Genomic DNA, 18,947 nt, shown 5'->3' on the forward strand with positions numbered 1-18,947 from the left:
GATCGATACGGACGCCGGCATCTCCGGCTATGGCGAAGCCAATCCCGATGCGTGCGCGGCCGCAATCGTCGGGCTGATCTCGGAGCTGAAGTCGGAGCTGATCGGCGAGGACCCGCGCAATGTCGAATATTGCTGGGACAAGATCCGCCGCGATCACGTGTTTTCCGGCGCGCAGGCCGGCGTCTTTCTCATCGCCCTCACCGGGCTCGAAATGGCGCTATGGGACGTGGCGGCGAAAGCCGCCGGCCAGCCGCTCTACCGCATGTTCGGCGGCAAGTTCCGCGACCGGATAAGGCTCTACGCCGATTGCGGCGACGGCGATGACGAATCGGGATCGCCGCAAGGATGTACGGCCCGCGCCCGTCGCATGGTTGAGGAGGGCTTCACCGCTCTGAAGTTCGACATCGACAATCTGCACCATCCAACAAAATTCGACCGGATGAACCACACCATCAACGGCGCGGAACTCCGCTTCATGGTGGAGCGTGTGGCGGCGGTGCGCGAAGCGGTCGGCCCGGACATCGATCTCTGCATCGACCTGCATGCGCGCTATGACGTGCTCAGCGCCAGCCGCATCGCCGCCGAGATGGAGCGCTTCAATCTTCTGTGGCTTGAAGAGCCGATCCCGGCGGAAAATGTCGAGGCCCTGAAGCAGATCAGAATGCGTACGAAAACGCCGATCTGCGTCGGGGAAAACCTCTACCTGCGCTGGGGCTTCCGCGAGCTGTTCCAGAATTACGGCGCCGACGTCGTCATGCCCGACGTGCCGAAATGCGGCGGCCTGGCGGAAAGCCGCAAGATCGCGAACCTCGCCGAGATGTACTACGTGCCCTTCGCGCCGCATCTGGTGTCGACGCCGCTGGGCACGATGGCGACATGCCATGTCTGCGCCAGCGTGCCGAACTTCCTGGTTCTGGAATGGCACGCGCTCGAGGAGCGGGAAGCATGGGACAGCTATGTCCGCTTGCCGAACGGCGCGAGGTCCATCGTCGAGGACGGGCATATCGCCGTGTCCGACGTGCCCGGCATCGGCGTCGAGCTCAACATGGATGGCGTCCATAAACACGCCGTGCCCGGCTTCGGCATTTTTGAATAACGGATCATCCGGCCTGCAGGCCGGATGCCGTTGTTCGATCAGATGAACCCGTTGTGAGGAAGCCATGGGCAAACGGATCGTTTTCACCGGCGGCAGCGGCAAGATCGGCCGTCACGTCATACCCTATCTGCTGAAACGCGGGCATCAGGTCCTGAATCTCGACCTGACGCCGCTCGATGTGCCGGGTGTCGACACCGTCATCACCGACCTTGCCGACGCCGGCGAAACCTACAATGCGCTGACGCTGCATTTCGGGTTCAGCGAGTATTTCGGCGGCAAGGGTCGCCGCCCGGTCGACGCCGTCGTCCATTTCGCGGCGCTGCCGCGCATATTCCTGCGGCCGGACAACGCCATGTTCGCGGCCAATGTGCAGTCGACCTACAACGTGATCGAGGCCGCCACCAAGCTCGGCGTCCGCAAGATCGTCACGGCTTCGAGCGAAACGGTCTACGGCGTCTGTTTTGCCGAAGGTGAACGCGATTTCACGTCGTTCCCGGTGGATGAGGATTACGACGCCGATCCGACCGACAGCTACGGCCTTTCCAAACTGCTGGGCGAGAGGATCGCGCGGTCTTTCGCCTCCCGCACGGGAGCCGACATCTATGCGCTGCGGATCGGCGGCGTCGTCGAACCGCATGACTATACCCGCTTTCCGGAATTCCTGGCCGATCCCTCGAAGCGACGGCGCGACGCCTGGACCTATATGGACGCGCGCGATCTCGGCCAGATCGTCCACCTGTGCATCGAGAAGGACAGCCTGGGGTTCCAGATATTCAACGCCGTCAACGACAACATCGTGTCTGAATTGCCGACGGCGGAGTTTCTCAAAAAGCATGCGCCCAACATACCGGTCACCCGCGCCATGGACGTATTCGAAGGACCGATCTCGAACCGGAAGTTGCGCGACGTCCTCGGGTTCCGCCAAGAGCATGACTGGCGGACACAGTGAACTGATCGGCGACCTCACAGTCGCCGCAGTCCCCGGCACCCAAAGGCCGGGTTGCCAGGAAGCTCAGTCGAAGAAGCCCGCATCCTCTTCCTTGAGATATTTCCGTGCTGCTTCGGCGTCGATATCGAGGCCCAGCCCCGGCGCTTCCAGCAGATCCACCATGCTGTCCTTCACGATCTGCTTCGGCAGACCGATTACGAGGTCCTCCCACCAAGGGTCGGAGGCGCTGGGATATTCGAAGGCGATATAGTTCGCGGGCAAGGCGGCGCATACATTGATCAGCGCGCCGAGGCCGAGCAGGCCGTTGGCGGTGCCATGCGGCGCCATCAGGATCGAGTGCATATAGGCGTGCTCGGCGACCCATTTGAGCTCGGCAATGCCGCCTATGTCGGCCGGATCGGGGCCGATGACACGCACGGCCTGGGTCTCGATCAGCTCCTTGAAATTGTGCCGCAGGAAGATCTGCTCGCCGGTATGGATCGGCGTCGAGGTTGAGGTGGTCAGCTCCCGATAGGCCTGCGGATTGACCCACGGCACATAGTCGCCGGTCAGCATGTCCTCGAGCCACATCAGATTGTACTTCTCGACCGCCCGGGCGAATTTGATCGCGTCCGGCAGCATCCAGCCCGGGCCGCAGTCGAGCGCCAGGCTGACCTTGTCTCCCAGCACCTCCTTCATCGCGATCACGCAGTCGAGCATGTGATTGAAACCGCGCTCGCTGATCACGCCCTGATCCATCGCGCCGTGATAGCCAGCCTTCTTCTGCGTCACGCCGTAGTGGAAACCCTCGACACTGTCTTTCATGTTGGAGTGGAACGAGATGCCCTGCTTGACCATGAAGAAGTTCTGCGGCTGCTCCATCATCCATTTGACGTCGGCCGCGTAGTCCTCCGGCCGGTCGCCCGTACGCTTGCGGCGGATCGAGCCGTTATAGACGCGCACCTTGTCGCGCACCTTGCCGCCGAGCAGCTTGTAGACCGGCACGCCCGCGGCCTTGCCGGCGATGTCCCACAGCGCATGCTCGATGGCGCTGACCGCCGCGCCATAGGGCTTGAAGGAGCCGCGCTGGCGGATCTTCAGCATCACCCGCTCGACGTCGGTCGGATCCTCGCCGATCAGCGCCTCGCGGAAATGCAACACGAAGGGTTTTAGGTAGGTCTTTGTGTATTCGACCTCGCCCAGGCCGTAGAGACCCTCGTCGGTGACGACGCGGACGATGGGGTGCTTGCCGATGACGGCACAGCGCAGGTCGGTGATCTTCATGGCGCAGTCCTATTTCACAGACGAGAAAGCTGTCGGCGTGAGCAGCTGGCTGCTGATATTGGCAACGATCTGCCCGTCGCGCTCAGACTCGTCCTTGGCCTTGTGCCATACCGGATCGGTGACGAAGGCCGTCCATTTCGCCTCACGCTCGGCCAACGATTCCCAGGCGAGGAAATAGGTGAGGCGATTGCTGTTCTCGCCGATCGCCGTGGTAAAAAACCCGGCCTGGCGGATGCCATGGCTCTCCCATATGGCCAGCGTCTGTTCGGAAAAGCGCTTGAGCAAAGCCGGCAGCCTGCCCGGCAGGCAGTCATAGATACGCAGTTCGTAGATCATGGTTTCGTCCGTTTCTTTCTTCGCCTCTCCCTTCGAAGGGGTCGACATGAATGGTCGGTCGGTGGCCCTGTGAGCCTGGGGGAATGAGGGCAAGGGGGCTGGGCTAACTCCAGGTCCGGTCCCAGCTATATTCATTGTCCCAATGCCCGGTGGATTGCCATATCCCCGTGACACCGGGCTGCAGATGCTGGCTGATCACCTCGTCGACCACATCGTCGATCCCCAGGCCCGGCTTGTCCGGAACGGTGATGAAGCCGTCCTTCACAAGCGGCTTGGGGATGCCGGTGACGATGTCGTCCCACCAGTCGACATCGGCGGAATGGTATTCGAGCGCCATGAAGTTCTCGGTCGCGGTCGCGACATGGGCCGCGGCCATCGCGGCGATCGGGCTTTCGGCCATGTGGATGGCCATGGCGACACCGTGGTCCTGCGCCATGTCGCCGATCTTCTTGGTCTCGAGGATGCCGCCGCTGGTGAGCAGGTCCGGATGGATAATGGAGACGCCGCCGCTCGCAAGCAAAGGCTCGAAGCCTTCCTTCAGGTAGATGTCCTCGCCGGTGCAGATCGGCACCGAGGTCGCCTGCTGCAGCTGCCGGTATTGCTCGGTGTATTGCCAGGGAATGACGTCCTCGAGCCATGCGGGGACATATTTCTCGATGCGGCGCGACAGGCGTATGCCGTCCTGCAGCGAGATGTGGCCGACATGGTCGATGGCCAAGGGGATCTCGTAGCCGATGACCTCGCGAACCTCGTGGATATATTGCTCGAGCAGGTCGATGCCCTTTTCCGTGAAATGCAGGCCCGTGAACGGGTGTTGCACGTTCTGCGCGTCATAGGCGAGGTTACGGGCCTTGCGCTCCTCGATCGTGCCGCCACGGCCACGCGGATTGGCGTGAAATCCTTCGAGCGCGCCGGCGGGCGCTGTCACAGCGCCCGGAATGTGGGCGATCTGCATCAAGCCCAGGTCCATCTTGAGGAAGGTGAAGCCGCGCTCCATGCGCGCCTTCAGGCGCTTGCCGGTCTCGGTGCCGCTCGGCTTCTCGGCGTCCGTATCGCAATAGACGCGCACCTGGTCGCGAAACTTGCCGCCGAGCATCTGGTAGATCGGGACGCCATAGGCCTTGCCGGCGAGGTCCCAGAGCGCGATCTCGACCGCCGATACGCCGCCGCCCTGCCGCCCATGGCCGCCGAACTGCTTGATGCGGCGGAACAGGCGGTCGACATCGCAGGGGTTTTCGCCGAGCAGCCGGCTCTTCAGCATCAGCGCATAGGTGGCGCTGGCGCCGTCGCGCACCTCGCCAAGCCCGACGATCCCCTGGTTGGTGTAGATCTTCAGCAGCGCCGAGGTGAATGGCGCGCCGACGATTTCGGCCACCCGCATGTCGGTGATGTGCAGGTCGGACGGCTTGGAATTCGTGTTGACCCGATTGAGGGCCGCGTCGGCTCCATCCGTTTTTGGCATGACTCGTCCTCGTTCTGCTCGATGGGTTGTGCCCCGCCCGCTTGCCGACTTGGAACGCCGCTAGGCCAGCTCGATCTCGTGGGCCTGCAGGTAGTCGCGGTTCATCTCGACACCGAGACCCGGCTTCGTCGTCAGCCTGAGGTGGCCGTTCGAAACGTCGAGCGGCTTGTCGATGAGGTGGTCGTACTTGCCCAGGTTCCATTCCGAGGTCTCGAGCTTGTAGAAGTTGGGAACCGTCATCATCACCTGCGCTCCCGCGACCACGTTGATCGGTCCGGCGGCGTCATGCGGCGACACGGGGACGTAGTAGGCTTCGCACAGGGCGGAAATCTTCTTGAGCTCGGTGATGCCGCCGGTCCAGGTGACGTCGGGCATGATGTAGTCGGCGAGCTTGCCCTCGAGCACCGGCACGAAATCCCATTTCGTATGGCCGCGCTCGCCCCAGGAGATGGCGGCGCTGACCTTCTCGCGCACCTGCTTGAGGGCGTTGAGGCTCTCGGGCGGGCACGGCTCCTCGAACCAGTCGATCTGGCCGGCCTCCTCGAGGCTGCGGCAGAGACGAATGGCGGTCGGAACATCGAAGCGCCCATGCGCGTCGATGAGGATGTCGACATCGGGCCCCGCCGTCTCGCGGATGAGAGCGGTGAGCTCGGCCGCCTCGCGCTCGTCCTTGCGGGTCATGCTACCGTCGAGATAGCCGTCCCGCCTTTCGCGGGCCACGCCATCGACGCTGGGACCCTGGTGGGGGAACGGATCGAACTTGAGCCCGGTGTGGCCGGACTCCACGATGTCGCGAATCTCGCGGACCACCGCTTCCTTGCTGGTGAATTTGGTCTGGTTGGGATGGGTGTAAAGCGCGATTTCGTCGCGCACCGGCCCGCCCAGCAGCTCATAGATCGGCTTGCCCAGCACTTTGCCGCGGATATCCCAAAGCGCTATGTCGATGGCGCTCACGCATTCGACCGCGGCGCCGCGGCTGCCCATATAGGTGAAGCTGCGGAAGATCTTGTGCCAGAGATGCTCGATGCGCGCCGGATCCTCGCCTGTCACGGCGGCGCCGATCTGCCGCAGGATCGTGCAGAGCGCGCGGTTGGCGAGCTTCGTCGTGGTGGTGATCTCGCCCCAACCACTCACCCCCTCGTCGGTCGTCACTTCGACGAACAGGTACTCTCCCCAGTAGGAAGCGTCGGACTTGATCAGCCATGGCCGAATGCTCGTGATTTTCATCTGAACTATCCTCTCTGAAATGGCCAGGCTGACGACGTTGCGGATCCGCTACCCTGCCTGGGCAGCGCTGCGCGCGCGCATGTGTTCGAGAACATGCCGGCCGGAGCCCTCGACATGGCGAGCAATGAGTTCGGCCGCCTTGTCGGCTTCTCCCGATTTTACCAACGCGATGAGCTCGCGATGCTCGCGGATGATCGCGGCGCGCCGGGCAAGCGTGAAATTGAAACGGCGGCTCACGGCCCGCAGCACTTCGCGGTGCTTCCACCAGAGCTCGGCTGCGTGGCGGTTGTAGTGCCGCTGGTACATCACGGTGTGGAAGGCGGTGTCCAGTTCGCTGTGCCTGAATGTGTCGGCGAAGTTGTTCTCTTCGATCAGGCCCTGGAGCCGTTCGAGTTCGGCGATGTCCTCCTCGGTCGCCATTCCGACAAACCAGCGCGTCAGGGCGGGCTCGATGAGAACACCGATCTCGTAGATATCGCGGACAAAATCCTGATCTATGGGCCGGACGCGCGCGCCCCGGTTGGGAATGAAGGTGACGAAGCCCTCGCCGCGCAACAGCTGCAGCGCCTCGCGCACGGGATTGGTCGACGTGCCGTGGCGGCGAGCGAGATCGGTGACCACGAGCCGTTCGTTGGCAGCCAGCCGTCCCTCGATGATGTCTTCCCTTATCTGCTCGTAAAGCGAGGCGCCCTCGCTTGATGCCCCGAGAGCGTCAATCCCCTCGGGTGGTTCTGCTTTGAAATCGCTCGTTTCCACCAAGGCCAGTCCCCCTTAGTCCAATACACGATCCGATCGATATCATGCACATCTTCGACAAACAATGTACGATTTGTTGCGTTGACAGCTATTCTGCGATCTGAAAACGTATGAAGTGATCGAAGGGATACATTAGGGCGGAGAAATATCCCCGAGATCGAACGACCAAGGACCGCTTGCCTCGACGCAGAGCGGCATGGGAGAACCTGGAGGAGACCTATGAGGAGGATCACAAGCGGCGGTGCCGTCCTGCGCGGCGCTGTTTCCACTGCTTTGACGATGTCGCTGATGTCCGCTTCAGCACTGGCGGCGCCGCCAGTCGACCTGAGCAAGTGGTCGCCTGAATATGTCCGCTCGATTGCCGGCACGCAGGATTTTGACACGGCCGGCGATTGCGCCAAGGTCACGCCGCTCGACTACAAGGGACGACTGACATTCTGGTATCAGGGCGTGTTCGAGGGCGACCCCGACCTGCTGCGCCAATACTACAAGGATTTCTTCGCAACCTTCCGCAAGACCTACCCGAACATTCAGCTCGAGGAACAGGCCCTCACCTACAACGACCTGCTCGACAAGTTCCGCACCGCGCTCCTTGGCAATGCCGCGCCGATGGCGGTCCGCCTGCAGATCCTGGGTGGTACCGAATTCGCGTCGAAGGGCTATCTGCAGCCGCTCAAGCCCGAGGACGTCGGCTATTCGACCGAGGATTTCTGGCCCGGCGCCATGAAGGCGGTGACCTGGGACGGCGTGACCTACGGCATTCCGACCAACAACGAGACGATGGCTTTCATCTGGAATGCCGACATCTTCAAGCGCGCGGGTCTCGATCCGGACAAGCCTCCGGCAACCTGGGACGACGTCGTCAAATATTCAAAGCAGATCCACGACAAGCTCGGCATTGCCGGCTACGGCCTCGTTGCGCGCAAGAATGCCGGCAACACGCCGTACCGCTTCATGCCGCAGCTATGGGCCTATGGCGGCGGCGTCTTCGACGAAGCGGCAGCGAACCCGACCTACAAGGACATCGAGCTCAACAGCCCGCAAAGCAAGGCGGCGCTGCAAGCTTCCTACGACATGTATGTCCGCGACAAATCGGTGCCGGTTTCGGCGCTCACCAACCAGCAGGCCGACAACCAGCCGCTTTTCCTTGCCGGCCAGCTCGGCATGATGATCTCGCATCCGTCCGACTACAACGTCATGCTCGACCTGCAGAAGAAGGCGACGGGCACCGACAAGGAGAAGGCCCAGACCGTCATCGACAATATGCGTTACGGCCTCATTCCGACCGGTCCCGACGGCAAGCGCGCCGTGGTGTTCGGCGGTTCGAACATCCACATCCTGAAGCCGGAATATGTCGAGGGCGGCAAGGTGGATGAGCCGGCGGCAAAGGCAATCATCTGCATGTGGACCAGCCCTGAATGGTCGTTGAAGATGGCCTATGCCGGCTCGAACCCGGGCAACCTCAACGGCTTCAAGACCAAATGGATGAAGGAGCGCCTGGACAGCATCAAGTTCCTCGATGTCACGACGTCGATGCTGCCCTACGGCATCCCCTTCCCGGCGCTGCCGCAGTCGCCTGAGATCATGAACATCATCGTCCCGGATATGCTGCAGAATGCCCTGACCGGGGCGATGACCGTCGACCAGGCGGCGGACGACGCGGCCAAGAAGGTGAAGGACCTGATGGGCGGCGGACTCTAGAGCATGATGCCGAAAAGCGTGAAGCGGTTTTCCGACGACATCATGCTCTGCTTGTTTGACTTAGAAGTCTGACCTGCGATCTCACCGGCTGCGCCGACAACGCAGCCGGTTCGTTCCGATGAACAAGGGCACGCCAAAGTGACGATCGTGAGCGGCAAGGCCGAGGCTCGCAGACCATTGCAATCCGGCAGGTCCGATGTGCTCCGCAAGATGTGGGAGCATCGCGCCGACTATGCCTATGTGCTTCCGGCGATTGCCGTGATGCTCGTCGTCATAGCCTATCCGATCTACTACACGATCGAATTGTCGTTCTTCAACACGCCGCCCGGCCTGCAACTGCGTGACAAGATCTTCGTCGGTTTCAACAATTACACGGCCATCCTGACCAGCGGGGTGTTCTGGCAGGTCACCTTCAACACCCTGATCTGGACAGCCGCATCCACTTTCTTTTCCTTCGTCCTGGGGTTTGCCGCCGCGCTGGCGTTGCACCGCGACTTCATCGGTCGCGGCGTCCTGCGCGCCATCCTCATCATTCCCTGGGTCATCAGCGCCGTCGCCGCCTCCTATATCTGGAAGTGGATCTACCATTCGGATTTCGGCATCATCGGCGCGGTGCTGGTCGAGCTCGGATGGGCCGAGCGGCCACCCAATTTCATCGACAGCGTCTCAACGGTGCTGCCCTCGCTTATCGTCGTCAACATCTGGCGCGAGTTCCCTTTCGCCATGATCATGATGACGGCCGGTCTGCAGACGGTTCCCGAACAGTTGCTGCGCGCGGCGAAAGTCGATGGGGCGAATGCCTGGCAGCGCTTCTGGCACGTCACCTTCCCGCATTTGCGCAATGTCTCGACGGTGACGATCCTGCTGCTCGCGGTCGCCAACTTCAACTCCTTCATCATCCCCTGGATCATGACCGGCGGCGGTCCGTCCAACGCCTCGCATATCTGGATCACCCATATCTATGAGCTCGCCTTCGGCCGGCAGCGCTGGGGTGTGGCGGCGGCCTACTCCGTGCTCCTGTTCCTCATCCTGATGACGCTTGGCTATTTCTATGTCCGCGCGTTGAGCAGCAATGAGCGGAAGGAGGGGAACGCATGAGCACCATTGCCGAAACGGCCTCTCGAGACCAGATCCGTCGCCGCCAGCGCGTCGATGGGTGGCGATGGGCGGGGCGCCTCTTCCTCGTGTTCATGCTGCTCTACACGGCCCTGCCCATGGTCTGGATGCTGAGCACCTCGATCAAGTCCGGATTCGCGGCGATGCAATTCCCGCCGCAATTATGGCCCGACCAGCCTACCCTTGCCAGCTACCAGAAGCTGCTCGATCCGCAGAACAGCGTCGGCCAGGATTTCCTGCGCTTCTTCTGGAACAGTCTCATCGTCTCGACCGCCACGACCATCCTTTCGGTGATCGTGGCGGTTCCCGCGGCTTATGCGTTCTCGCGCTTCACCTTCCCAGGCCGGAACTTCCTGTTCTTCGCCGTCCTGCTGCGCAACATGTTCCCGGCGGTGATCTTCCTCGTGCCGCTCTTCATCCTGATGCGCGCGATCGGACTGGTGAACACGCACGGCTCGCTTGTGCTGACCTACCTCACCTTCGGCCTGCCGCTGGCGATCTGGCTCTTGAAGGGCTTCTACGACAACATTCCGGTGCAGCTCGAACAGGCGGCGCGCATCGACGGCGCAACGCGGTTCCAGGCCTTCATCCTGATCGTGATGCCGCTCTCGACGCCGGGCATCATCGCCACCGCGATCTATTCCTTCATCGGCGCCTGGAACGAGTACATCTACGCCTACACCTTCCTCTCCAAGAACGAACAGCTGACGCTGCCGGTGGGCATCCAGCGCTTCTTCTCCGAGAACACGACGGACTTTCCTGGCCTGATGGCGGCCAGCTTCATGATGAGCGTGCCCGTCGTGGTGCTGTTCCTCCTCCTGCAACGATACTTCGTGCGCGCCCTGACCGAGGGCGCGGTCAAGCACTAAGGAGCTGCCCGCATGGCCCACGTGGTCCTCAAAGATCTCGTCAAGACCTATGGCGGCTTCAAAGCCGTCAACGAGGTTTCGCTGACGGTCAATGACGGCGAGTTCGTCGCGCTCGTCGGTCCTTCGGGCTGCGGCAAGACGACCACGCTCAATCTCGTTGCGGGCCTGACATCGGTCACGTCCGGCGACATCGTTATCGGCGACCGGGTGGTCAACGACCTCGACCCCAAGGACCGGGACATCGCCATGGTGTTCCAGAACTACGCGCTCTATCCGCAGAAGTCGGTTTACATGAACCTCGCCTTCCCGCTGCAGATGCGCAAGCTGCCCAAGGACGAGATCGACAAGAAGGTCAGGGAAGCGGCGCGCGTGCTGGACATGACGCAGCTGCTCGAACGCAAGCCGCGCGAGCTTTCGGGCGGGCAACAACAGCGCGTGGCGCTCGGCCGCGCGCTCGTGCGCGATCCGGCGGTGTTTTTGATGGACGAGCCGCTCTCCAACCTCGACGCAAAGCTGCGCGTGCAGATGCGGTCCGAGATCAAGCGGTTCCATCAGGACCTGAAGGCGACCATTATCTATGTGACGCACGACCAGCTGGAGGCCGTCACCATGGCGGACAGGATGGCGGTGATGAATGGCGGCTACCTTCAGCAATACGATTCGCCCGCGCAGGTCTTCGCCCATCCCGTGAACATGTTCGTCGCAAGCTTCGTGGGCAGCCCGGCGATGAGCCTCATTCCGCTGGAGGCATCCACCGCAAACGGCGATGCCGTTCTGACCAGCGCCGAGGGCTGGTCCCTCGCGCTGTCGCAAGCCAACGCGCGCAAGATCCAGGGAGCGACCACCAGGAAGATCGTGCTCGGCGCACGCCATTCGACGATCAAGCTGCACAAGAGCGCGGTCGCCGGCGCCATTCCGGCCAAGGCCTATACGGTGGAGCCGACCGGAGACGTCACCTTCGTGCAGGCCTTCCTCTCCGGCGCCATCGTCAACATCAGCGTGTCGCCCAACATCGCCGTGGCGCCTGACGAACAGATCTGGCTCGAGTTCGACCAGGAGCGCATGCACCTGTTCGACGGCGAAACGGAAATGGCCCTCAGGGCCAACTGACGCGGGCAACAGGCGTGGAACGTGGGCTTGGATGACGACGAAGATGAGGATCACCGCGATCAAGCCCTACCCGGTGTGGGTCGGGACCCGTAATCAGATGCTCGTCAAGGTCGAGACCGACCAGGGCGTCTCCGGCTGGGGCGAGAGCGGCTTGAGCGGTCGCGAGAAGGCCGTGGCCGGCGCGATCGAGCATTATCGCGAGTTTCTCATTGGCCGCGACGCCATGCAGATCGGCCGCATCTGGCAGGAGCTCTATCGCAGCCAGTATTTCGAAGGCGGGCGGGTTCTGCAGGCGGCGATCTCCGCCATCGACATCGCCCTCCACGACATCAAGGGTAAGGCGCTGGGCGTGCCGGTCAATGAGCTTCTGGGCGGCAAGCAACGCGACCGCATCCCGACCTTCGCCTCGACCGGAGACGAGGCCGAAGGCGACGTCGCCATCGAACGCGCCCGCGAACTGCGCGCGCAAGGTTGGCAGGCGATCCGCTTCTTCCCCGCCGGGCAAAGCAGCAAGGACATTTTCGAGCCGCGCGAGTCGATCGGCGCCACCGCTGCCATGCTGAACACGGCGCGCGAAGCGCTGGGCGACGACGTGGTGCTCGGCATCGACTACCATCATCGGCTGTCGGTGGCCGAGGCGGCGAGCTTCTGCAACAAGCTTGGCCGCGGCGTGCTCGATTTCCTCGAGGAACCGATCCGCGACGAGACGCCGGAGGCCTACGAATCCCTGCGCAGGATGACCGACATCCCCTTCGCCATCGGCGAGGAATTCGCCAGCAAGTGGCAGTTCCTGCCCTATATCGAGCGCGGCATCCACCAGTTCAACCGGCTCGATGTCTGCAATGTCGGCGGGCTCACCGAGGCGATGAAGGTCGCCGGCTGGAGCGAGGCGCATTATGTGGACCTGATGCCGCACAATCCGCTTGGCCCGGTGTGCACCGCCGCGACCGTGCATCTCGGCGCCGCGGTGCCCAACTTCGCCTGGCTCGAAACCAGGGTGCCGGAAAGGAAGCTGGGCTTCGACAATTCCGAGTTCTTTCCCGTGCAACCGCGGCTGGACGGCACCCATTACCCGGTCGGCGATCTGCCGGGGCTTGGCGTCGAGGTCAACGAGGCGGCGATCAAGGCGCAGAGTTTCCGTTTCTGGGAGGCGCCGCATCTCAAGCGCCGCGACGGTTCCGTCACCAACTGGTAATTCCATCTCACCCGGAGTCCGACAATGACGCATACAACCGACATCACCCGGCCGCCCAAGGACCTGATCGACGCGCTGAAGGAGATCGGCGCCGCGACGGTTGCCGGCACGCTCGGCCATATGGGCTTCCGCAGTCCGCATATGGTCGGCCCGGTGGCGCAGAACCACGGCAAGTCGATCGTCGGACCGGCGCTGACGCTCCAGTTCCTGCCGCAACGGCCGGACCTCTTCAACGAAGGCGAATATGCCGATCCGGAAACGCAATTGCACCGGCATGTGCTCTACCACGCGCAGGAGGGCGACGTGGTCGTGGTGGACGCACGCGGCGACATGAGGTCGGGCGTCTTCGGCGATATGATGTCGACCTATTTCAAGGGCCGGGGCGGCGCGGGCATCGTCATCGACGGATGCATGCGCGACCGGCCCAATGTCGAAAAGCTCGATCTGCCGCTATGGCTGCGCGGCTGGACGCCGAACTATCATGTGCAGACCAGCATCTATCCCAATGCGGTCAACGTCCCGATCGCCTGCGGCGGCGTCACGGTGATCCCCGGCGATATCATCGTCGCCGACGACGACGGCGCGGTGGTGGTTCCCGTCTCGATGGCGGCCATGGTGATCGAGGAGGCCCGGAAGCATCACGATTGGGAAGAGTTTTCCCGGGAGAAGCTCATGCAGGGCGCACCCCTGCAGCGCTATTATCCGCTGCACGACGATGCTCGTGGAGAGTACGAGGCGTGGCGCAACGCAAGGCGTTAACCGCCTGACGAAAGTCGCGATTTATGTACTTGGAGCGGCACGAACTCACCCGCTCCAAGTACCTCCTGCGCACCAAACCTAGCCGTGCCGGATTTCCGTGCCGAGCACTTTCAGGCATTCCCGGATGAAGGCCGCAAGCGCGGTCCAGCCCTTGGCCGAAACCATCGTGCCGTCGACATAGGCCTCGGTCGGCGACAGGTCGATATAGGTGCCGCCGGCGAGCGTCACCTCCGGCTCGCAGGCAGCCAAGGCCCCGACCTTCTTGCCGCGCACGACGCCATCGACCGCGATCAGGATCTGAACGCCGTGGCAGATGGTGAAGATCGGCTTCTTCGTTTCATGGAAGTGCCGCACCATCGCCTGAACGCGCTTGTCGGTGCGAATATATTCCGGCCCGCGGCCGCCGGCGCAATAGACCGCGTCGTACTGGTCGAGCTGCTTCTCCGCATCGGAAAAGGTCTTGTTGATCAACGCATAATGGCCGAGCTTCTCGGTATAGGTCTGGTCGCCCTCGAAGTCGTGCAATGACGTCTTGATCACATCGCCGGCCTTCTTGTCGGGGCAGACCACATGAACCGTGTGGCCGACCGCCTCCATGGCCTGTTGATAGACGAAGATTTCATATTCCTCGGTGAACTCACCGGTCAGCATCAGGATTTTCTTGGCTGGCATGATCTGTCCTCTTTGATTGGGAGCGGCGAGGCGCGAACACGCCTCGCCCATGATTGTGGATGGCGGCTCTCAGAACGGAGAATCCGGGAAGTAATATTCCTTGGCGTTGGCCTGGGTGATCAGCGGCGCGTCGAGCTTGACATGGCCGCGAACCGGAGCCTGGCCGATCAAATTGGCCACAGTCATGTAGATGGCCGTCTTGATCATCGAAGGCGGATAAGGCGTTTCGACCGGAGTGACGGAATCGCCGTCGATCACCTTCTTGACGATGTCCTTCATGCCGTTGCCGCCGAGCGCCAGCTTGATATCGGTGCGGCCCGACTGCTTGACCGCCTCCAGCACGCCAAGAAGCATGTCGTCGTCATTGGCCCAGACCGCATCGATATGCGGATATTTGGCGAGATAATCCTGCATCAGCTTGAACGCCTCGTCGCTGTTCCAATGGGCGTATTGGATGTCGAGCACCTTGATGCCAGTGCCCTTGATCGTGTCCTGGAAGCCCTTGATGCGCTCGTCATCGATGACCGTCGGGATTCCGCGCAGCACGACGATGTCCCCTTTGCCGCCGAGCTTGTCGATCATGAACTTGGCCGTGTTGGCGCCGACCGCGATGTTGTCGCCGGCAAGGTAGAGGTCCTGGATAGAGGCGTCGGTCAGGCCGCGATCGACAACCGTGATGAAGGTGCCCATGTCCTTGATGGCCTTGACCGGCTGGGTCAGCTCTTCGGAGGTGTAGGGCAGGATGACCAGGGCATCGAGCTTGCGGCTTGCGGAAAGGTCCTCCAGCGCGCTGACCTGATCGGCAGCGGAGGGCGAGGTTTTCACCACCACCTCGACGTCCGGGAAAGCGGCGTTGATCTCTTTCGCGGCCGCCTGCGCATGATAGACGACACCTGCCGTCCAGCCATGGTCCGCCGCCGGGATTGACACGGCGACCACCTTCTTGTCGGCCGCCAGCGCCTGGCCGGCGACCATCAGGGCGCCGACAGCGGCTGCCGCAACCCATTTTCTACTAAACATAACAACCTCCCAGAGATGTGGACCAATCGAACACAGGCACCCGCCCGGTCCCGAGACGGGTTATTTGGAGAAGCGCTGCACGAGCATGGCGATGATGATGATGACGCCCTGAACCGCGGCGACGAGGTATTCGGAGACGAAGTCTGACAGCACCATCAGGTTGGCGATCAGTTCGAGGATCACCGCTCCGCCAATCGTCCCCCAGATCCGCCCCTTGCCGCCGCGAAGCGCGGTTCCGCCGATGACGACCGCAGTGATGACCTGCAGCTCCCAAAGCTGTCCCGTCGTGGGCGTGGCGGCGCCAAGCCGCGGCACGTAGCAGATGGCCGCAACGGCGACGCAGACCCCTTGGATGACATAGGCGACGGTGCGCGTCTTGATCACCGAGATGCCGGAGTAGCGAGCCACGTCCTCGTTTGCGCCCACGGCAGCGCACTTGCGGCCGTATTTGGTCTTGTAGAGAACGAAGGCGCCAAGCACCGCGACGATCGCGGAGATCAGGATAGGGATCGGGATCCCGCCCAGGGTTCCGAAATAAACAGGCCGGTATGCTTCGCGCAGCGACCTGTCGATCGGGATGGTGCCGCCGTTGGTCATGTAGGTGATGAGCGCCCGGAAAATGCCCATCGTGCCGAGCGTGGCGATGAAGGGCTCTATCTTGCCCACGGTGACGATGACGCCATTTGCCAGGCCGCAAAGCAGCCCCGTCACGACCGCGATCGCCATCCCCGCGGGAATGGCCCAGAGGCCGAGGCTTGGCGCCATCATGTTCATGAACATGATGGTGATGCCGGCAATGAAGGCAACCATCGAGCCCACGGACAGGTCCAGGCCGCCCGACGAGATCACGAAGGTGGCGCCGACCGCGATAATGGCGACATAGGCGCTGCGCGTGATCACGTTGCTGAGGTTTGTCGCGGAGAGGAAGTCGGGGTTGACCAGGAAACCCAGCGCAAGCAGCGCCGCAAGAGCAAGGAACGGCCCTGCATCAGCCCATGAGAACTGGTACCGCCGCTCGTTTCGCGCCGGCACGGACTGGGTAAGCGCTGTCACTTTATTCCTCCCTGGGCGACGTGCGCGCGCTCGCTGGTCGCGAGCAGCGCTATCTGGCTCTCGGTCATCGTTTCGCCCGAGACTTCGCCGCTGATCCTGCCCTCTCGCATGACGATGATGCGGTCGCAGATACCCACCAGTTCCTGCATTTCCGAGGATATGACGATGCAGGCTTTGCCCTGTCTGACGAGGTCCTGGATGAAGCCATAGATCTGCGCCTTGTTGGCGATGTCGATGCCACGGGTCGGCTCGTCGATGATGACGACGGACGGGTCGGTCAGAAGGACCTTGGCGAGCAGAAGCTTCTGCTGGTTGCCACCGGAGAGTTGTCCGGCGCGCGCGCCGAGGCTCTTCAGCCGGATGTCGTAGGTGGAGACCGCCTGCGCCAGGGCCTCGGCCTCGCGGGCCCGTTTCACGACGAGGCCGGGATGGAAGCTGGCGAGTGCCGACAGGGTGAGGTTCGGGCCAAGCCGCTCCTGCAGCAGCAGTCCCTTGCCCTTGCGATCCTCGGTCAGATAGGCGATGCCGGCGTCCAACGCTTCGCGCTGGGAGCGTATTCGTATCGGAGCGCCGTTGAGCTCCACCGTAGCGGTTCCAGGTCGAAGTCCCAGGATCCCTTCGAACAGCTCCGTCCGTCCGGCGCCGATCATCCCAGCGAAGCCCAGAATCTCCCCTTTGTGCGCGCTGAAGGACACATCCCGGACAAATCCCGGAACCATTGCATTCAGCACGCTCAGCATTGGCTGATTTGTCCGCGTCGCCTGCTTTTGAGGGTAAAGGGCGGCAAGCTCGCGCCCCACCATGAGCCGCGCCATGTCGATCTGGCTCAGCGTGTGGCCCGGATAGGTGCCGACCATCTTGCCGTCGCGCAGCACGGTCACCTTGTCGGCGAGCCGCTGCACCTCGTCGAGCCGGTGGCTGATGTATAGGACGGCGATGCCCCGTGCCTTGAGCTCGAAGATGATGGCGAGCAGGCGCTCGACCTCGCCGCCCGTCAGCACGGCTGTCGGCTCGTCGAAAATGACCACACGATGCTCGTCGAGCAGCGCGCGGGCTATCTGCACCATCTGGCGATCGGCCAGCGAAATGTCGCGCACGAGAGCCGTCGCCGGGACCTCGCAGCCCAGCTCGGCGAGCTTTGCCGCAGCGAGCCGGCGCATGCGGGCATCGTCGACCATGCCGCCCTTGGTGAGCTCACGGCCGAGAAAAAGGTTGTCGGTGACGGTCAGCGCTTCCGCCAGCAGGATCTCCTGATGAACCAGCGCAATGCCGGCCGCCTGAGCCTGGTCCGGCCTGGTGAAGCGCACCCGCTGTCCGGCCATGGACAACGCGCCTTGCGTCGGCTCGATGTAGCCGGAAAGCAGCCGCATGAACGTCGACTTGCCGGCCCCGTTCTCGCCGATGACCGCATGGATCTCGCCGGGCAGGATATCGAGCGTGACATCCGACAACACGGTGACGGTGCCGTATTGCTTGGACACGCCTTCGGCGCGCAAAATGGGTGCGACCGGCAGCGCGTCGCTCGGCGCGGCAAAGCGATCTGTGTCGATGCGGGCGGCGATGGACATGGGACGCGTCACTCGAAGGCAGGCAGGAGCCGGTCCCGCGAATTCTCGATGTGAACGCGCATCGCGTCCGCTGCGCCGCTCGCGTCGCCGGCGGCGAACGCGGCGAGGATCGCCTCGTGCTCATCCAACGCTTCTTCAGTGACCCGCGAGTGGTACATCAGGCGGAAGATATGGAAGTGGGTATGCTGATGGTTCAGCGTCTCGCGAATGAGCTCGTTCTGCGCGAGCTCCATGATCTTGTCGTGAAAGATCGCGTCCTGCCGCGCGAAGTTGGAATAGCGCAGGCGCTCGTCCTTCCCCACCCGCCGGGCCATGACGCCTGCCGCTTCCTGCAAGACCGCGAGGCGCTCTTCATCCAGTGCCGCCGTAGCCTTGGCGGCGGCAGCGGGCTCCAACAGAAGGCGAAGCTCATAAAGCTCATCGAACCGGCGCCGCGTGATTTGCGGGGCCGCGCGATAGCCGATCAAATGGGTCTTTACGACCAGGCCCTCGCCTTCCAGCCGCCCGAGCGCTTCGCGGATAGGCGTGTGCGAGACGTCGAATTCCCTGACAAGATTGTCGACGGTAATGCGTGATCCCGGCGGAATCTTCAGCGACATCAATTGCGCGAAGATTGCTTCGTAGACATCGCCCGCCAAGCTGTTGGCGCGCTGGATGCGGCCGCTTGAGCGAGCTTCGGTTTCAACCGTCAGGTCGGGATTTTCCATCGGTTACCTCTTGACAGGAGCAAGCCCTAACATGATGCTTCGGCCAATTCAATAGGATATCCTATACGATTTTATAGAGGATATGAAC

General features: G+C 62.6%; 18 protein-coding genes. 8 read left to right on the forward strand and 10 right to left on the reverse strand.

All coding sequences use genetic code 11. From position 1 onward, the window contains the following. Together EOD07_RS02340 and EOD07_RS02345 are read left to right on the forward strand one after the other, a co-directional pair. On the forward strand, positions 1-1,096 hold a 1,096-nt coding region (locus EOD07_RS02340; protein ID WP_164772032.1), incomplete at its 5' end, for a mandelate racemase/muconate lactonizing enzyme family protein. A 64-nt stretch (positions 1,097-1,160) separates the two neighbouring features. Further along, entirely contained in the window at positions 1,161-2,045 is an 885-nt protein-coding gene (locus tag EOD07_RS02345; protein WP_127233796.1) for an NAD(P)-dependent oxidoreductase, read from the forward strand. Between the two features lie 63 nt (positions 2,046-2,108). Here the strand turns inward: EOD07_RS02345 and EOD07_RS02350 are convergent, their stop codons facing one another. The 5 genes from EOD07_RS02350 to EOD07_RS02370 form a co-directional block, all read right to left on the reverse strand. Beyond that, entirely contained in the window at positions 2,109-3,308 is a 1,200-nt protein-coding gene (locus EOD07_RS02350; protein WP_127233797.1) for a mandelate racemase/muconate lactonizing enzyme family protein, read from the reverse strand. A 9-nt stretch (positions 3,309-3,317) separates the two neighbouring features. After that, on the reverse strand, positions 3,318-3,644 hold the full coding sequence (locus tag EOD07_RS02355; protein WP_127233798.1) for an NIPSNAP family protein: 327 nt from the start codon (positions 3,642-3,644) through the stop codon (positions 3,318-3,320). A gap of 103 nt (positions 3,645-3,747) precedes the next feature. After that, entirely contained in the window at positions 3,748-5,106 is a 1,359-nt protein-coding gene (locus EOD07_RS02360) for a mandelate racemase/muconate lactonizing enzyme family protein (protein ID WP_127233799.1), read from the reverse strand. 60 nt (positions 5,107-5,166) lie between these two features. Then, complete coding sequence (locus EOD07_RS02365) at positions 5,167-6,333, reverse strand: mandelate racemase/muconate lactonizing enzyme family protein (protein WP_041004198.1); 1,167 nt, start codon at positions 6,331-6,333, stop codon at positions 5,167-5,169. 48 nt (positions 6,334-6,381) lie between these two features. Continuing rightward, on the reverse strand, positions 6,382-7,092 hold the full coding sequence (locus EOD07_RS02370) for a GntR family transcriptional regulator (protein ID WP_127233800.1): 711 nt from the start codon (positions 7,090-7,092) through the stop codon (positions 6,382-6,384). A 216-nt stretch (positions 7,093-7,308) separates the two neighbouring features. Here EOD07_RS02370 and EOD07_RS02375 point away from each other — a divergent pair, with 216 nt between their 5' ends. From EOD07_RS02375 to EOD07_RS02400, 6 genes are all read left to right on the forward strand, one after another. Next, a complete protein-coding gene (locus EOD07_RS02375; protein ID WP_127233801.1) occupies positions 7,309-8,790 on the forward strand; it encodes a sugar ABC transporter substrate-binding protein in 1,482 nt (493 codons plus the stop codon). A 138-nt stretch (positions 8,791-8,928) separates the two neighbouring features. Next, the gene (locus tag EOD07_RS02380) at positions 8,929-9,888 is read left to right on the forward strand and encodes a sugar ABC transporter permease (protein ID WP_040990500.1); all 960 of its coding nucleotides are present in this window, start codon (positions 8,929-8,931) and stop codon (positions 9,886-9,888) included. Next, on the forward strand, positions 9,885-10,775 hold the full coding sequence (locus tag EOD07_RS02385) for a carbohydrate ABC transporter permease (protein ID WP_127233802.1): 891 nt from the start codon (positions 9,885-9,887) through the stop codon (positions 10,773-10,775). The genes EOD07_RS02380 and EOD07_RS02385 overlap by 4 nt, the downstream gene beginning before the upstream one ends. 12 nt (positions 10,776-10,787) lie before the next feature. Continuing rightward, on the forward strand, positions 10,788-11,885 hold the full coding sequence (ugpC, locus tag EOD07_RS02390) for a sn-glycerol-3-phosphate ABC transporter ATP-binding protein UgpC (protein ID WP_127233803.1): 1,098 nt from the start codon (positions 10,788-10,790) through the stop codon (positions 11,883-11,885). A gap of 31 nt (positions 11,886-11,916) precedes the next feature. Beyond that, positions 11,917-13,080 (forward strand): mandelate racemase/muconate lactonizing enzyme family protein, encoded by a 1,164-nt coding sequence (locus EOD07_RS02395; protein ID WP_127233804.1) that lies wholly within the window; start codon positions 11,917-11,919, stop codon positions 13,078-13,080. A gap of 24 nt (positions 13,081-13,104) precedes the next feature. Further along, positions 13,105-13,839: a ribonuclease activity regulator RraA gene (locus EOD07_RS02400; protein WP_127233805.1), complete on the forward strand. Its 735-nt coding sequence runs from the start codon at positions 13,105-13,107 to the stop codon at positions 13,837-13,839. 78 nt (positions 13,840-13,917) lie between these two features. Here EOD07_RS02400 and EOD07_RS02405 read toward each other — a convergent pair whose 3' ends face one another. The 5 genes from EOD07_RS02405 to EOD07_RS02425 form a co-directional block, all read right to left on the reverse strand. Continuing rightward, complete coding sequence (locus tag EOD07_RS02405) at positions 13,918-14,511, reverse strand: DJ-1/PfpI family protein (RefSeq protein ID WP_127233806.1); 594 nt, start codon at positions 14,509-14,511, stop codon at positions 13,918-13,920. 69 nt (positions 14,512-14,580) lie between these two features. After that, the gene (locus EOD07_RS02410; protein ID WP_040990494.1) at positions 14,581-15,531 is read right to left on the reverse strand and encodes a substrate-binding domain-containing protein; all 951 of its coding nucleotides are present in this window, start codon (positions 15,529-15,531) and stop codon (positions 14,581-14,583) included. Between the two features lie 60 nt (positions 15,532-15,591). Continuing rightward, positions 15,592-16,584 carry an ABC transporter permease gene (locus EOD07_RS02415; RefSeq protein WP_127233807.1) on the reverse strand — a complete coding sequence of 331 codons (993 nt, stop codon included), beginning with the start codon at positions 16,582-16,584 and terminating at the stop codon, positions 15,592-15,594. Continuing rightward, positions 16,581-18,152 (reverse strand): sugar ABC transporter ATP-binding protein, encoded by a 1,572-nt coding sequence (locus tag EOD07_RS02420; protein ID WP_127233808.1) that lies wholly within the window; start codon positions 18,150-18,152, stop codon positions 16,581-16,583. The genes EOD07_RS02415 and EOD07_RS02420 overlap by 4 nt, the downstream gene beginning before the upstream one ends. 8 nt (positions 18,153-18,160) lie before the next feature. After that, entirely contained in the window at positions 18,161-18,859 is a 699-nt protein-coding gene (locus tag EOD07_RS02425; protein WP_052468760.1) for a GntR family transcriptional regulator, read from the reverse strand. Positions 18,860-18,947: the final 88 nt, after the last annotated feature.

This window comes from Mesorhizobium sp. M2C.T.Ca.TU.002.02.1.1, assembly GCF_003997225.1.